The sequence below is a fragment of the Streptomyces sp. NPDC034099 genome (assembly GCF_055575415.1).
Map to the genome: position 1 here is coordinate 412,488 of NZ_JBVISR010000005.1, position 13,679 is coordinate 426,166.

Annotated in this window: 14 protein-coding genes; 4 read left to right on the forward strand and 10 right to left on the reverse strand. The window is 70.5% G+C overall.

The genetic code is table 11. The annotated features are described in order from the left end of the window. The first annotated feature begins 37 nt into the window (after positions 1-37). Entirely contained in the window at positions 38-1,297 is a 1,260-nt protein-coding gene (locus ACZ56V_RS17690) for a GAF domain-containing protein (RefSeq protein WP_467381530.1), read from the forward strand. 139 nt (positions 1,298-1,436) lie between these two features. Further along, complete coding sequence (adh, locus tag ACZ56V_RS17695) at positions 1,437-2,960, forward strand: aldehyde dehydrogenase (protein ID WP_467381371.1); 1,524 nt, start codon at positions 1,437-1,439, stop codon at positions 2,958-2,960. 99 nt (positions 2,961-3,059) lie between these two features. Here the strand turns inward: adh and ACZ56V_RS17700 are convergent, their stop codons facing one another. The 3 genes from ACZ56V_RS17700 to ACZ56V_RS17710 form a co-directional block, all read right to left on the reverse strand. Then, a complete protein-coding gene (locus tag ACZ56V_RS17700; protein ID WP_398911973.1) occupies positions 3,060-3,458 on the reverse strand; it encodes a nuclear transport factor 2 family protein in 399 nt (132 codons plus the stop codon). A 16-nt stretch (positions 3,459-3,474) separates the two neighbouring features. After that, positions 3,475-4,323: an alpha/beta fold hydrolase gene (locus ACZ56V_RS17705; RefSeq protein ID WP_468943220.1), complete on the reverse strand. Its 849-nt coding sequence runs from the start codon at positions 4,321-4,323 to the stop codon at positions 3,475-3,477. 90 nt (positions 4,324-4,413) lie between these two features. Next, positions 4,414-4,911 carry a winged helix-turn-helix transcriptional regulator gene (locus ACZ56V_RS17710; protein WP_468943223.1) on the reverse strand — a complete coding sequence of 166 codons (498 nt, stop codon included), beginning with the start codon at positions 4,909-4,911 and terminating at the stop codon, positions 4,414-4,416. Between the two features lie 140 nt (positions 4,912-5,051). Here ACZ56V_RS17710 and ACZ56V_RS17715 point away from each other — a divergent pair, with 140 nt between their 5' ends. After that, complete coding sequence (locus ACZ56V_RS17715; RefSeq protein WP_468943225.1) at positions 5,052-5,174, forward strand: hypothetical protein; 123 nt, start codon at positions 5,052-5,054, stop codon at positions 5,172-5,174. A 389-nt stretch (positions 5,175-5,563) separates the two neighbouring features. Here ACZ56V_RS17715 and ACZ56V_RS17720 read toward each other — a convergent pair whose 3' ends face one another. Continuing rightward, positions 5,564-6,310: an SDR family oxidoreductase gene (locus ACZ56V_RS17720; RefSeq protein WP_467381377.1), complete on the reverse strand. Its 747-nt coding sequence runs from the start codon at positions 6,308-6,310 to the stop codon at positions 5,564-5,566. A gap of 99 nt (positions 6,311-6,409) precedes the next feature. On the opposite strand from ACZ56V_RS17720, the gene ACZ56V_RS17725 reads away from it, so the two are divergent. Next, complete coding sequence (locus tag ACZ56V_RS17725; RefSeq protein WP_398911976.1) at positions 6,410-7,312, forward strand: LysR family transcriptional regulator; 903 nt, start codon at positions 6,410-6,412, stop codon at positions 7,310-7,312. Positions 7,313-7,638: 326 nt separating this feature from the next. Here ACZ56V_RS17725 and ACZ56V_RS17730 read toward each other — a convergent pair whose 3' ends face one another. From ACZ56V_RS17730 to ACZ56V_RS17755, 6 genes are all read right to left on the reverse strand, one after another. Further along, entirely contained in the window at positions 7,639-8,313 is a 675-nt protein-coding gene (locus ACZ56V_RS17730; protein WP_467381379.1) for a restriction endonuclease, read from the reverse strand. Continuing rightward, positions 8,313-8,525, reverse strand: coding sequence for a hypothetical protein (locus ACZ56V_RS17735; RefSeq protein WP_468943230.1), 213 nt, complete (start codon positions 8,523-8,525; stop codon positions 8,313-8,315). The genes ACZ56V_RS17730 and ACZ56V_RS17735 overlap by 1 nt, the downstream gene beginning before the upstream one ends. 984 nt (positions 8,526-9,509) lie before the next feature. Next, positions 9,510-10,529 carry an ABC transporter ATP-binding protein gene (locus ACZ56V_RS17740; RefSeq protein WP_468943232.1) on the reverse strand — a complete coding sequence of 340 codons (1,020 nt, stop codon included), beginning with the start codon at positions 10,527-10,529 and terminating at the stop codon, positions 9,510-9,512. After that, on the reverse strand, positions 10,526-11,683 hold the full coding sequence (locus ACZ56V_RS17745; protein ID WP_468943234.1) for an ABC transporter ATP-binding protein: 1,158 nt from the start codon (positions 11,681-11,683) through the stop codon (positions 10,526-10,528). The genes ACZ56V_RS17740 and ACZ56V_RS17745 overlap by 4 nt, the downstream gene beginning before the upstream one ends. Continuing rightward, complete coding sequence (locus ACZ56V_RS17750) at positions 11,683-12,570, reverse strand: ABC transporter permease (protein ID WP_468943237.1); 888 nt, start codon at positions 12,568-12,570, stop codon at positions 11,683-11,685. The genes ACZ56V_RS17745 and ACZ56V_RS17750 overlap by 1 nt, the downstream gene beginning before the upstream one ends. Next, entirely contained in the window at positions 12,567-13,679 is a 1,113-nt protein-coding gene (locus tag ACZ56V_RS17755) for an ABC transporter permease (protein ID WP_468943239.1), read from the reverse strand. The genes ACZ56V_RS17750 and ACZ56V_RS17755 overlap by 4 nt, the downstream gene beginning before the upstream one ends.

Genomic DNA, 13,679 nt, shown 5'->3' on the forward strand with positions numbered 1-13,679 from the left:
GATGTCCCACACCGCCACACCGTCCGGGGAGGCCGAGTTGACTGATTCATGGCTGGCTCTGGAACCGGGAGCCGACCCCGCCGAGCGCGCGCGGACCCTGCGCCGGGCCCACGAGACCTTCACCGCAGCGGGGACGGTGGCGCGGCCCGTGCGCACCGTGGTGGCGGAGTCGTGGCGGCGGTCGGTCCGGGCGGGTGTCGGCCCGGACGGCACCGCGAGCGTGGAGCTGATGGACGGTGACCTCGGCGCCTATCGGGCGGAACACCCCCTGTCGCGGGTGATGCCGCTGGTCCGGGAGCTGCTGGGGACGTTCGCCTCCGACGGCGAGCATCTGCTCGCCGTGTGCGACGCGCACGGCAGGCTGCTGTGGGTCGAGGGGGACGCGGCCACCCGGCGCCGGGCGGGACGGATGAACTTCGTGCCGGGGGCCCGCTGGTCGGAGTCGGCCGTCGGGACGAACGCGCCGGGCACGGCGGTGGCCGTCGGCCGTCCGGTGCAGGTCTTCGCGGCCGAGCACTTCATACGCCGGGTCCAGCCCTGGACCTGCGCCGCCGCTCCGGTGCACGATCCCCGTACCGGCCGGGTGCTCGGTGCCGTGGACATCACGGGCGGGGACGGTCTGGCGCATCCGCACAGTCTGGGCTTCGTACAGGCGGTGGCGCGTGCCGCGGAGTCGCAGCTGGCGCTGCTCACGCCCGAGCGGTCCGGTCCCGAGGCGGCCGAGCTGACCGCGCTGGGCCGTGACGAGGCCCTGCTGAGCGCGGACGGCCGCAGGGTCCGGCTGAGCCGGCGGCACAGCGAGATCGTGGTGCTGCTGGCCCACCATCCGGAGGGTCTGACGGGCGACGAGTTGCTCTGCGCGCTGTACGAGGACGAGACGGTGCCCCCGGTGACGCTGCGGGCGGAACTGGCACGCCTGCGCGGCATCCTGGGGCCCGGCCGGCTGGCGTCCCGGCCGTACCGGCTCACGCTGCCCGTCGACTCCGACGCGGGTGTCGTCGAACGTCGTCTGCGGGCCGGGGCGGTGACGGCGGCGGCGACGAGGTACGCGGGTCCGCTGCTGCCCGGGTCCCAGGCCCCGGCGGTCGTACGGCTCAGGCGCCGGCTCGCCGACGGTCTGCGCGCAGCGCTGATCACCTGCGGTGATCCGGACCTGCTGGCCGACTGGGCCCACGCACCGTGGGGGGAGGACGACCTCGACGTGTGGCGCGCACTCGCGGCGGTCCGGCCCACGGCGTCGACGCGTTCCCGGCTCGCGGCGCTGGAGTCGGAGCTGGCGGCACCGAACGCGAGATGAGCGCCCGCCGGTCAGTGGCCCTCGGCAAGCGCACGCGTCGGCAGGCGGCGCGCGCAACGTCGCTGCAACGTCCCGCTTCCTAGCCTCACGCGCAGAGCTGTCCAACGGCGGGCAGCGCTCGATGAGGGAGGCACAGAGGATGACCCGTTACGCGGCGCCCGGCACCGAGGGCGCGATCGTCTCCTATCAGTCGCGCTACGACCACTTCATCGGCGGCGAGTACGTGCCGCCGGCGCGCGGACAGTACTTCGAGAACCCTTCCCCGGTGAATGGCCTGCCGTTCACCGAGATCGCGCGCGGCACGGCGGACGACGTGGAGCTGGCGCTCGACGCCGCGCACGAGGCGGCTCCGGGCTGGGGCCGTACATCGGTGACCGAGCGTTCCGACATCCTGCTGAAGATCGCCGACCGTATGGAGGCGAATCTGGAGCGCCTGGCGGTCGCCGAGAGCTGGGAGAACGGCAAGCCGGTGCGCGAGACGCTGGCGGCGGACATCCCGCTCGCCATCGACCACTTCCGCTACTTCGCGGGCGCGATCCGCGCCCAGGAGGGCTCTCTCGGCGAGATCGACGACGACACCGTGGCCTACCACTTCCACGAGCCCCTGGGAGTCGTCGCCCAGATCATCCCGTGGAACTTCCCGATCCTGATGGCGGCCTGGAAGCTCGCGCCCGCCCTCGCCGCCGGGAACGCGGTGGTCCTGAAGCCCGCGGAGCAGACCCCGGCCTCGATCCACTACTGGCTGAGCCTGGTCGCGGACCTGCTGCCGCCCGGCGTCCTGAACGTCGTCAACGGCTTCGGCGTGGAGGCGGGCAAACCCCTGGCGTCGAGCCCCCGGGTGGCGAAGGTGGCGTTCACCGGGGAGACCACCACCGGGCGGCTGATCATGCAGTACGCCTCGGAGAACATCAAACCGGTCACGCTGGAGCTGGGCGGCAAGTCGCCGAACATCTTCTTCGACGACGTCTGGGCGCGGGACGACGACTTCCGCGACAAGGCGCTCGAGGGCTTCACGATGTTCGCGCTCAACCAGGGCGAGGTCTGCACCTGCCCGTCCCGGGCGCTCGTCCAGCGCGGCAGCTACGCCGAGTTCATGGAGGCCGCCGTCGCCCGCACCGAGCTGATCAAACCGGGCCATCCGCTGGACACCGACACGATGATCGGCGCGCAGGCCTCCAACGACCAGCTGGAGAAGATCCTCTCCTACCTGGACATCGGCCGCCAGGAAGGCGCCAAGGTACTCACCGGCGGTGAGCGGGTCGAGCACGAGGGCGAGTTGAAGGGCGGCTACTACGTCCAGCCGACGATCTTCGAGGGCCACAACCGCATGCGGATCTTCCAGGAGGAGATCTTCGGCCCGGTCGTGTCGGTGACGTCCTTCGACGACTTCGACGACGCGATCAAGACGGCCAACGACACCCTGTACGGCCTCGGCGCCGGTGTGTGGACCCGCGACATGAACACCGCCTACCGCGCCGGCCGCGCGATCCAGGCGGGACGCGTATGGACGAACTGCTACCACGCCTACCCGGCGCACGCCGCCTTCGGCGGCTACAAGCAGTCGGGCATCGGCCGGGAGAACCACAAGATGATGCTGGAGCACTACCAGCAGACCAAGAATCTGCTGGTGTCGTACTCGCCGAAGAGGCTGGGCTTCTTCTAGAGGCACGAAAGAAGGCGTCTGACCCGCTTCTTTGCCGGTCAGGCGCCCTCACCACGACCCGCGGGGCCCCAAGCGCTCGCGGCGTACCCCGGAGTCGGGTCACATCACGGCGTCGGTCTGAAGCGGGCCCGCGGTGACGCGGAGCGTCCGGACGCGGGCGGGCTCTTCCTGGTCGAGGTAGAAGATGTGCGTGAACGGGGCGCGCACCACCTGGTTCGGCGCGCTCTTCTTGGCCATGGTGGCCTCGCCGCGCAGCAGACGGACGCCGTCGCCCGCCGTCCAGAACTCCAGGACCTCGTGGGTGATGTTCAGCGGCTCATCGATCTTGACGAAGAACGCCTTGATGGCCTCGACGCCGCGGATGTGCTCGGTACCGAAGAACATGTCGGTGTCCTCGGTCAGCGGCGCGAAGCCCTCGCCGAACTCCAGGGTGTCGATGGCGTCCATGAACTTCAGCACCCAGTCGGGTACGGCCGTGGCGTGTGCGGTGTCTGCCATGGTGTCGGTCTCCGGATCAGACTGTGGCGGGCACGGTGGCGAGGAAGGCGTCGATCTCGGCGTTGACGCCTTCGGGGTTCTCGCGGGCGGCGAGGTGCGCGGTGTGCTGGAGTACACGGAAGGTACTGCCCGCGATGGCGTCCGCCATCTTCCGCACCACGTGCACCGGGAACTGGCTGTCCTCCTCACCGGCGATGATCAGGACGGGCACGTTCCTGATGGTGCTCAGGCGGCGGTGCTCGTCCTTGCGGCCTATGAGGATGCTGCGCAGCGCCCACGCGACCGACTTCGGGTCGTCCTGCAGCACGAACTTGGTGAACTCCGTGAACTCCGGGTTGGTGACCTCGGCGGTGGGACCGGCGAAGGCGGCGCGGGCGGCCTTGGCGGCCAGCGGCGGCATCTTCGAGTGAAGCGAGAGGAACGTGGACAGCGCGGTGGCCCAGATGCTCTCGACCGTCGTGGGCAGGGAGGCGGTGCAGTTGATGCCGATCGCCGCCGCGGTCCGCTCCGGGTGGTAGGCCGGGAAGACGCCGGCGAGCATGCCGCCCCAACTGTTGCCGACCAGAACACACTTGTCGATGTCGAGCGCGTCGAGGATGTCGACGAGCGCGTCGGAGCAGTCCTTGAGGTCGATGATCTTGCGCAGCGCGTCGGACCTGCCGTGTCCGGGGCTGTCGATGAGCACGACGCGGTGGGTCGGAGCGAAGTGCTCGTACTGGTACTGCCACATGGTGCCGTCCATCATCAGGCTCGGCCAGCACACCATGGCGGGGCCGGCGGAACGGCCGCCGACGCGCACGTTGATCAGGCCCAGTGAGGTGGGGATCAGCTTCTCGGTAACCCCTTCGAGCCAGTTCACGGTCATGATCGGTCCTCTCGTGACCAAAAGACGTTCGAACTAGTATCGTAACGCTACTAGTTTCAAAACGCTACTACTTTGATCAGGGTGAGGAGATCAGTCGCCCGGCGCCGCGGGAGCCGATCCCCCCCGCCGGCCGGCACCACCCTCCTCTGCGGCCGTCGGCCGCAGAGTCGAGGCCTCGACCGGCTGATGGCAACTGCTGCACGCGAGGTACGGATTGGTCGGATTGCCGCACGTCGTGTGCATCAGCGGGTGGCGCGTGACGTCGGTGTCGGTCGCATGGGTCTCGGCCCAGCGCGTGACGGCCGCGATGGCCGGGACGACGAGTTCGCGGGCGCTGTCGGTGAGCTCGTACTCGTACCAGGGCTTGTCGGATCGGTAGGCGCGTTTGGTGAGGAGTCCCAGCTCGGTCAGGCTGTTGAGCCGCGCGGTGAGGATGTTCGCCGAGATACCCAGGGCCCGCTTGAGCTCGCCGAAGCGGCCCACACCGAAGAACACCTCCCGCAGGATCTGGTAGTTCCAGCGCTCGGAGATCGCGGCCAGGAACTCCTGCCCATACTGGAAGGTGACGCGGCTCCCACGGTCGGGCACGACTTCTCCTCTTCGGTGGTCCTCATAAGGTTTCAAGCTGAAAGTAGTCTCGCGATGCTACTACCCGTGACGTCCGGTCGGGCACTACCTCCGACCGCGCCGACCTTTTGGTGATCGCAACGCCCGGCGGCATGGAGGGCATGTTTCGCCAGGCCGGACGCGACCTCACCACCCCGCGCCCCGATGGCTTCGAGATCCCGAAGTCCCTCCTGGCGGAAGCATCCGAGTTCTCCGGCGGGGTCATCCTCGACCCACCCCACTGAACCGTTGAGCGTCTAGGGGGCCTGCCATGCAGGTGGAGGTCAGAGCTGAGGTTGCTCCCGGGGGTGGACATCGGGGAGCAACCTCAAGGCCGCATCCGCGCCCGCACGCCCGACGACGATCTTGCCGACCCGGATCCACGCGGGCGTCGGCTCGGTGCCTGTCCCTGCGGGACGCTGCCACGAGATGAACAACGTCCGCGCCGACGGGCACGGGGGCCCGGTGGGACGGTCCCCGTCCGACGGCTGCTCGCCCCTCGGCTCCCACCGTTGAGTTCGAGTAGGCAAACCGCTCCCGCAGACGTTCGTAGCGGATCCCGAGTGCCAGCAGGCGGTAGAAGGCCAGGCCGGCCTCGATGTCCGAACCCGGCGAACCTTCCCGGTCACAGCACCTAGAGTTGCGAAGCCCCGCCGTCGACGGGGAACTCCGTTCCCGTCGAGAAGGTCGCACCGAACGCCAAGTACGCCACCGCGGCAGCCACCTCTTCGGACGACCCCAGCCGCTGCATCGGGATGGTGCTCCGGTAGGTGTCCTTCGTCGCCTCGACGACATCGGCGGGCAGCGAGGAGCGGTCCAGGATGCCCGAGTCGATCGGGCCGGGGCTCACGGCATTGACGCGCACCTTGCGTGGCAGCAGTTCGCGGGCCAGGGTACGCGTCATCGACCGCAGGGCCGCCTTGCTCGCCGAGTAGACGCTGAGGGTGTCGAGGCCCAGGACGTTCACCACCGATGTGGTGAGCACCACGCCGCTTCCCTCGCGCATCAGCGGCGCCAGCGCCTGCACCGTGAAGTACGGGCCCTTGGTGTTGATGCCGAACAGCTCGTCGTACATCTCCTCCGTCGTCGAGTCGAACGGCGCGGCCGCAGTGACGCCGGCGTTGACGAACAGCGCGTCCACCGCGCCGAACCGCTCCTGGACCGTGTCGGCCAGCGCCTTGATGTCCTTCAAGGACGCGGCGTCGCTACGGACGGCGATCGCCTTGTTCCCCAGCTGTTCCAACGCGGTGTCCAGGGATGAGTGGGTGCGGCCTGTGATCAGTACGTGCGCCCCACCGTCCGTGAACAGTTGGGCCGCAGCCAGGCCTATACCGCTGCTTCCGCCCGTGATCACGATCTTCTTGCCGTCATAGGTGGTCATGCCCTCAAGCCAAATACCCACCCGCACACCCTGTCCAAGACCTGTTCCGTATGTCGTCATGCCACAGGCGTATGACGGCGCGCGACGTACCCTGAGCGAATGGACGTCGATCTGCGGCTCGTGCGCTATTTCACGGTCGTGGCGGAGTACGGCAACTTCGGCCGGGCCGCCACCAAGCTGCACCTGGCACAGCCGTCGCTGAGCCGCCAGATTCAGCGACTGGAAGCTCAGCTCGGTGTCCGGCTTTTCGACCGCTCGCCGCAGGGCAGCAGCCTCACCGATGCCGGTCGGGCCTTCCTTCCCAGAGCCCGGACACTGCTCCACGAGGCCGAGCAGGCCGCCCGCACGGCCAGAGCCGCCGCCCAGCCCCGTACCATCACCGTCGGCTGCGCCGAAGGACTCGTCATCACCGCCTGTGTGCAGGAACTGCGCCGTCGGCACCCCGACAGCCAGGTCCGCACCCGGCACCTCGACTGGCAGGACACGCACGCCCTCGCCGAGCGGCGGGTCGACGCCCTCGTCGCATACAACGCCCTGCCCTTCGCCGCGGACGGCCTCCGGGTGACCAAGCTCCATGAGGAGCCGCGGGTGCTCGTCACGTCGGCGAGCCATCATCTGGCGAACGGGAAACCCGTCAGCCTGCGGGCCCTGTCGGACGAGGGACTGGTGGCCTGCGTCAGTACTCCGGTCGTCTGGAGCACGCCCAAGCCGGTCGGCGACCGACCGGCACCACCCCCGCCCGCGATCGACGACAGCTACGAGGACAAGCTGGAACTCATCGCCACCGGCCACTGTGTCGCGATCTTCCCTTCCAGCGATCGACGCGCCGCTGTACGTGAGGACATCGCCCTGGTACCGGTCATCGACATCGATCCCTGCGAAGTCATGCTCGTCACGCGCGCTGATGACCCCAACCCGCTGCTCGGATCACTCGAAGATGTTGCGCGTACAGTGCTCGGCACAGCCTCCCGCCGGGAGCACAACGAACTGCCGACCCGCTGAGCTCCTTGCCTCTGCGAGGTGCTCACAGGGCGGAGCCGAACCGCACGGCGATCTCCGGCATGGTGTTCGGCCTGTTCAAGATCCTCGGCTGCAACTTCAGCCCACGGTTCCGTGGCCTGGACGGTCAGCGGTTTCTGGATCCTGTTCGACATCCCGCGCAACTGCCAAGCCAAGGGCGGAGACCTGGGCAGGGCCATCACTCGCTGGGATGCCGACCCGGGCAAGAGCGGGGAGGGCGCAGGGTGACGGTTCATCGCCTTCGTCCCGGACCGGCCGCTCGCCTGGCACCTCCAGACGTCTTGGGTAGCGATCACGCTCTTTGCCAGTCATGCCGCACGCCTGAATCGGCTCGGGCGGGACCGTGCGGACGATCCCAGGAGCTCGTGCAGAGCGGCACCGTCCTCGGCCCAGCGCCGAAGCCTTTCCCGGTCGATCCAGTGGACGCCGTGTCTGTCGCCCCACACCATGGCATCGCGGGTGAAGGCTCCGTTGGTGACGACGACAGCGTGATCGGCTTTGTGGACCGGCCCGGCGGTCCCCTTCACCGCGTACATCACAGCTGAGCCCACTTTCCCGCCGACGCGGGTGTGCTTGGCCTGCACCACGATCCGGCCGCGCTGCGGATGGTCACCGATGACGTCGGCGGCCTGGTCGCCACCGCCCCCCACTCTGCGGGCCGGCCAGCCGTCGCGGACCAGCAGATCCCGCAGGACGTACTCGAAGCGACGGTCGTCCATGGTGTCGAACTCCGCGAGCGTGATCCGCAGCGTGGCCAGCCGCTCCCTCTCCCGACGCCGCATCGTGGTCGCCTGCCTGATCCGCCACGCCGCGACGGCTCCCGTGAGCAGGGCGAGAGCCAGCAGGGCAGGCCAGGCCGCCTTCAGTGTGCCGACCGCGGTGGCCGCCGTCCGTGCCACCAGGACGAGCACAGCCAGGGCGACCACAGCCGCTGCGACCAGTTCCGCGGCACCGCGAGGGCGCCGCGGACGCATCCGTCCCATCAGCGGTCGGCCGTCGCGCTGGCCGCCGGCTTCGGATTCGTCGGCGGTGTCGTGGCGGTGGACTCACTGAACCCGATCACCTGCCCCCACAGCCACACGCCGGCCAATAGGCCGGCCATCATCCAACCGCTCATGCGCCTGGCGCTCCTGGGCTTCGGATTGCGACGGATGTGTCCACGCACCCGGTGGAACCCGTCCGGCACCTTCGACATGTTTCCCCCTCCCGTCGGTGGGCCGCGGAGCGCGGCTCATCCCAACAAAGGGTGTAGCAGTGGGCACTGACAGCAGCTGATGGGTCATCACGGCGCTACGCCCCGGTCGAGTCGCCATCCGGCCAGGAGGGTCCGCGCCGTCGGGCCAATTCACGGGGCAGCGAGCCTGAGGCGGCTCAGCAGGGCGCATGCCCTTCTCAGCTCCCGAGCGGTTCACCATGGCCTTCCGCCAGTTTTCACACGGCGCGTGCCCGTCCGCCTCTCACCTGCGAAAACAGCCCCGGTCACGCCCAGCGGAATTCTGCCGACGAATGGCGAAAAGCAGCGGAAGCGCACTCACAGCCGTAGTGCGCCGGCGCCGCCCCTTCGAACCGTGATTCTGCGACCACGACCCGGGGGCGTCACAGAGTCGGGAGGCACTGGTAGGCACTGATGATCAACCCGCCGCCGCGACGCGTCGGCCGGCCGAGCCCCCACGGGACGAATTCTCAACGCCGTGTCGTCGCGGTCCTGCGAGGACGGCGCCACGGTTGTAGGGCAGGGCCGAATAGCCGCGCCGGCGCCGGAACCAGCCTTCGTGCGGATCGGTCAGGGCAATCCTCCACGACCCGTCGTCGGTTCTCGAAGCAGTGCCGAGGCCGTCATCGTCGTACCAGCGCAACATGCGAGCAGCGCTCATCACCACGAATACGTCGAACCAAGATCCGGACCATACCCGGACCAACCGCCCACAGTTTGTGGCGAGCGGAGCTGCTTTTCTAGAGACCCAGAAGGGCCGCCTCACCAGGCAAGGTGCGGCAAGCGCCCCTGCCGCGCCCTCGGGGCAGCGAAGGCGGCAAGCGACCTTGCTCCGCCGGTCGGCCCCGCTGCACCGTCCCGACCGGTGACCACGCCGAGCCTCCCGGCTTCTCGCGGCCCGCCCGTCCCGCGCGGCCACCGAGGGCCCTACACGGGCGTGCGGGCCCTCGGTGGGGGGCCGCGCATTCAGACCGTCGCCGGTGCCTGCGCCTGCGCGACCCAGCAGGCCACCTCGGAGTGCACCGTCGTGCCCGGCGCCCCCAGCAGCACGGGCTCGTCCGTGTGGCAACGGCAGACGGACAGCGGGCAGCGCGGGTGGAAACGGCAGCCGGGCGGGGGGCTGCCCGGGTCGGGCACCTCACCGGTCAGCGCCCGCGGGCGGGACCCGGTGCCGTCCGGTACGGGCACGGCAGCCAGCAGGGCCCGGGTGTAAGGGTGCCGCGGCGCGTTGAAGATCTGTTCGACGGTGCCCGTCTCGACGACACGGCCGAGGTACATGACGACCACCCGGTCGGCGAGCGCGCCGACCACCGCCAGGTCGTGCGAGATGAACGCGAGGGCGATGCCCTCCTCACGCGACAGGTCGCGCAGGAGATTCGCCACCGCCGCCTGCGCGGAGGCGTCGAGGGCCGACACCGGCTCGTCCGCGACGATCATCTTCGGACGGGAGGCGAGCGCCCGGGCGATGGCGGCCCGCTGCCGCTGCCCGCCGGAGAACTCGTGCGGGTACTTGTGCGCCGCTCCGTCCGGAAGGCCGACCCGCCGCAGCGCCTCGACGGCCTCGCGGGCGGTCTCCGGGTCGCGTCGGCCGCGTCCGGTGCCCTGCGCGCGTTCGCGGGCGGCCACGACTTCCTGGATCTGCGCGCCGATGGTGCGCCGGGGGTTGAGCGAGGCGTTCGGGTCCTGGAACACCATCTGCAACGGCAACAGGTCGGCGGCGCGGCGCCGACGCCCCATGGGCCCGACCGGCGTGCCGTCGAAGGCGACGGCGCCCGCCCGCACCGGTGCGAGACCGGTGATGGCCCGGGCCAGGGTGGACTTGCCGCAGCCGGACTCCCCGACGATGCCCACGACTTCGCCGGGCATGATCTCCAGGCCGACGCCTGCCAGGGCGCGCATCGGCGGCAGCCCCTTGCGCGGGTATTCGACGACCACGTCCTCGACGCTGAGCAGCGGTGCGGTCCGGTGGGCTGCGGGCACGCTCATGCCTTCCTCCTGGCGGGGGTGTCGGCCGCGGGGAGGGGGCCGGGAGTCGGTGGGGCGTCGGCGGGGCGGACGACGCCGGGCTCGGCGAGTACGCAGGCGACCGTACGGGCGGGGCCGATCGTGACCGGCACCGGACGGGTGCGGTCGCAGCCGTCGATCGCCGACGAGCAGCGCGGGTGGAAGGGACAGCCGGGCACCGGTGCGTCGGCGGCGGGGGCCGAGCCGGGGATGGGACGCAGCGGCACGGCGTGTCCGACGGCGGACCGTTTGCCGAGCGAGGCGTGCGGCAGGGCCTGCAACAGGCCTCGTGTGTAGGGGTGTTGAGGCGTGCCGATGACTTCGGAGACGGTGCCGGTCTCGATGACGCGGCCGGAGTAGAAGACGGCGATCCGGTCGGCGACGGAGGACAGGACGCCGAGGTCGTGGGTGACCATGACGACGGCCATGCCCGTCTCGCGCCGCAGTTCGTCGAGGAGTTCGACGATTCCGGCCTGGACGGTGACGTCGAGGGCGGTGGTCGGCTCGTCGGCGATGAGCAGGCGCGGGCCGCAGGCCAGGGCGGAGGCGATGGCGATGCGCTGGCGCATGCCGCCGGAGAACTGGTGCGGGTAGCGGGCGGCGGCCGAGACGCCACCGGGGATCCGCACCAGGTCGAGCAGTTCGGCCGCGCGGGCGGCCGCGTGCTTGCGGCTGACGCCCTGGTGGCGGCGGACGTGGTCGGTGAGCTGCCGGCCGACGGTGAGCATCGGGTGCAGGGCGGAGGACGGGTCCTGGAAGACGACCGCGATGTCCCGTCCGCGCACCTGCCCCCACTCCTTGTCGGGGAGTCCGACCAGTTCCCGGCCGTCGAAGCGGACCGACCCGGTGACAGTGGCCCGGTCGGGTCCGAGGCCCACCAGGGTCATGCCGGTCACGGTCTTGCCGCTGCCGGATTCCCCGGCGATGCCCAGCACCTCGCCGGGGCGGACCTCCAGGCCGACTCCGTCGACGAGCCGGACATCGCGCCCGGCCCGGGACAGGGTGACCGTCAGGTCCCGTACGCGCAGCAGGGGCTCGACGGCCGTACCGGGCCCCGTCGTACCGGTGCGCGCCGTGCCCGTACCGGCACGGGTGTCCAGCGGGGTGCGCGTGTCGAGGGTCCGGTCCCCACTCATCATCGTTCTCCAGCCGTCGAGAGCTTGGGGTCGAGCCGGTCGCGCAGGGCGTCGCCGAGGACGTTGAAGGCGACCACGACCGTGACGATGGCGAGCCCGGGGACGACCGCGAGCCACCACTGGTTGAAGTACTGCGACGCCTCGGAGATCATCGATCCCCACTCGGCGGCCGGTGGCCTGGCGCCGAGCCCGAGGAAGGACAGCCCGGCGAGCAGCAGGATCGCGCCGCCGACGTCGAGCATGGCCAGGACCAGGAGCGAACCGGCGATGCCGGGGACCAGGTCCACGAGGATGGAGCGGACCGAGCCGACCCCGGCGAGCCGGTTGGCGTGCACGTAGTCCGTCTCGCGCAGGGAGAGCACGGCGGAGCGCACGGTGCGTGCGTAGCCGGGCCACCAGACGAGGGCGCCCGCGAGCACGGAGTTGGGCAGGGAGGGGCCGAGCGAGGCGGCAACGGCCATCGCCAGGATGATGACCGGGAAGGCGAAGACGACGTCGGTGACGCGCATCAGGACCTCGTCGACCCAGCCGCCGAAGAAGCCCGCGACGAGACCGACGACCGTGCCGATCACGGCGGTCACCGTGATGAGCAGCAGACCCACCGGTACGGACAGCCTGGCGCCGTACAGGACACGGGAGAGCACGTCGCGCCCGGCGGGGTCGGTGCCCAGCCAGTGCGCGGACGAGGCGCCCTCCAGGGGCACGGCGCTCTGGTCGAGCGGGTCGTACGGTGCGAATGCGGGTGCGAGGACGATGACGACCGCCCACAGGAGCAGCACGCCGACGGCGGCGCCTTGCGCGGGGTTGCGGCGTGCCCAGCGCCAGGCGCCGGCCACCCGTCCCGTGCGGTGGCCCGGTGCGGTGACCGGGGCGTGAGTAGCGGTCATGAGAGGCGGATCCTCGGGTCGAAGGCGGCGTACAGCAGGTCGGCGACCAGGTTGACCACGACGAAGACCAGGGCGATGAGGATGGACACGCCCATCACGGCGGGCAGGTCGAGATTGGTCGAGCTGCGGAAGGCGTACTGACCGATGCCGTTCCAGGAGAACTGCTGCTCGATGTAGACGGTCGCGGCGAGCAGCAGGCTGAAGGAGAGGGTGGTGGCGGTGATCAGCTGGCCGGACGCCGAGCGCACCGCGTAGCCCCACAGGACGCCGCGCCCCCGCAGTCCCTTGGCGCGCCCGGCCTTGACGAAGTCGGACGACAGCGCCTCCAGCACCGCGCTGCGGGTGAAACGCAGCACCATGCCGACGACGGACAGGGCGAGGACCGAGGCGGGCAGGACGAGATGGGCGGCTGCCGACGCGAAGGCGTCGAGATCGCCTGCCAGGAGGGCGTCGGCCGTGTAGAAGCCGGTGATCTGGTCCGGTGGGTCGAGGGCGGGGGCGAGCCGCCCGGAGCCGGGCAGGACGCCGAGGTTCTTGACGAAGAGCACGGCGGCGACCATGCCGATCCAGAAGGTCGGCAGGGAGACCCCGGTGAGTGACAGGGTGCGGGCTGTCCGGTCGAGGCGTCCGTCGCGTCCCTTCGCGGCGAGCACACCGAACAGCACACCGACGACCAGGGCCATCACGGTGGCGACGACGACCAGCTCGAGGGTGGCGGGGAGTTTCTCCGCGAGGTCGTCGAGGACCGGGCGCTGGGTCTGCTGCGAGGTGCCCAGGTCCCCGGTGAGGAGGTTGCCGAGGTAGGAGGCGTACTGAACCGGCAGCGACCGGTCGAGGCCCTGCTCGGCGCGGTAGCGGGCGACGATCCCGGGGTCGTCCAGGGCGCGCTGGCCGAGGTTGGCGGTGGCCGGGTCCGCCGGGACGACGGAGCTGAGCAGGAAGGTCACCAGGGTGACGCCGAAGACGATCAGCACCGAGGAGGCGACGCGGCGCAGTGCGTACCCCAGCAGGGGCGGCATCCTGCGGCGGGTGTCCTTGGCGGGGGCCGGCGGGTCCGCCGGTGCGGGGGCCGGTCCGGCGAGGGCGGGGCCGGGGGCGGTCTCGGTCAC